This is a genomic window from Micromonospora rubida (assembly GCF_009908295.1).
GTDB classification, from domain to species: Bacteria; Actinomycetota; Actinomycetes; order Mycobacteriales; family Micromonosporaceae; genus Micromonospora; species Micromonospora rubida.
On sequence record NZ_JAAALO010000028.1, the window covers coordinates 1 to 1,492 of the forward strand.

The following is a 1,492-nucleotide window of genomic DNA, read 5'->3' on the forward strand; positions in this document are numbered from 1 at the left end:
GGGGCGGCGGGATCGGAGATCCTTGTGTACGTGTCCACACCTTCCAGGAACCAGTCCGGCTCGTCGTCCGGGGCGCCCGGGGCGGATCCCGCGCCGCGCCCGTCGCGGCGGGTGTTCACCCCGGAGTACAAACTCGCGATCATCGCCGAGTACGAGAACGCCCCGAACGGAGAGAAAGGCGCAATTCTGCGTCGCGAGGGCTTGTACTCCTCCCACGTCATTGAATGGGCGCGGGCCCGTGACGCCGGTGTCCTTACCGTCGCGGGCGCCGAAAGGTCCGCGTCCGCGCCAGCCGGGCGGCCGAGGAGGAACACCGATCAGGTCGAGTTGGAGAAACTACGACGACAGAACGAGAAACTCCAAGCCGATCTGAAGAAGACCCGGATGGCGTTGGACATCATGGGAAAAGCACACGCGCTCTTGGAAGAACTCTCCGAGAGCGCGGACAACGAACCACCGCCGAAAAAATCCTGACCGACACATTCGGTGAACTACGGTCAGCGGACATCTCCGTGCAGAGATCATGCGTGTTGACCGGCACGGCGAGGGCCACCCACTACCGTCGTACCAGCTCGTCGGGCCCTGTCCACGGCCCATGGCCGGCGCGTACGCCACCACCGCAGACGCTGCGTGCCAGCGAACGCGCCCGGATCCTGGAGTTACTCCACTCACCCCCGTACGCGGACCTGGCGATCCCGCAGGTATGGGCCCGCGAGTTGGATGCTGGCCGGTACTGGTGCTCGGTGTCCACCATGTACCGCATCGCCCGCGCGGCCGGGCAGACCCGTGAGAGACGCCGTCTGGCCACGCATCCGCCACGGGTACGGCCGGAACTCGTCGCGACCGGCCCGTCGCAGGTCTGGTCGTGGGACATCACCGCGTTGAAGGGTCCCGCCAAGGGAATCTGGTACAAGTGCTACGTCATCATCGACATCTTCTCCCGTTACGTCACCGGCTGGCTGGTCGCCGCCGCGGAAGACGCGATCGTGGCCCGAGACCTCATCGCCGACGCGATCGGCCGAAACGGCATCGAGCCCCACACGATCCACGCCGACCGCGGCGGGGCCATGGTCTCGAAACCCGTATCGGAGATGCTGGTCGACCTCGGCGTCCTGCGGTCACACTCACGACCTCGGACATCGAATGACAACCCGTATTCAGAAGCCCAGTTCAAAACGATGAAATACGTGCCGGACTTCCCGGAACGGTTCGGATCACTGGCCGACGCCCGATCCTTCTGCGACGCTTTCTTCACCGCCTACAACCACGAACACCGCCACTCCGGCATCGGAATGCACACCCCAGCGTCGGTCCACTACGGCACCGCCGCACAGATCCGCGAGCAACGGCAGGCCACCCTCGACGCGGCCTACACCACGCACCCGCACCGGTTCGCCCGCCGCCCACGACCACCAAGACTGCCGGAGACTGCCTGGATCAACCAGCCCGCCCAGCAGACACAACCCGTCTCAGTTTGACTTGACAACTACCG

Annotated in this window: 1 protein-coding gene and 1 pseudogene; both read left to right on the forward strand. The window is 65.3% G+C overall.

The window, feature by feature from the left end:
- A pseudogene (locus tag GVV04_RS31915) lies at positions 1-474 on the forward strand (hypothetical protein); the annotation flags it as partial.
- Positions 471-1,478 carry a DDE-type integrase/transposase/recombinase gene (locus tag GVV04_RS31920; RefSeq protein WP_161692715.1) on the forward strand — a complete coding sequence of 336 codons (1,008 nt, stop codon included), beginning with the start codon at positions 471-473 and terminating at the stop codon, positions 1,476-1,478. The pseudogene GVV04_RS31915 and the gene GVV04_RS31920, both read left to right, overlap by 4 nt.
- Positions 1,479-1,492: the final 14 nt, after the last annotated feature.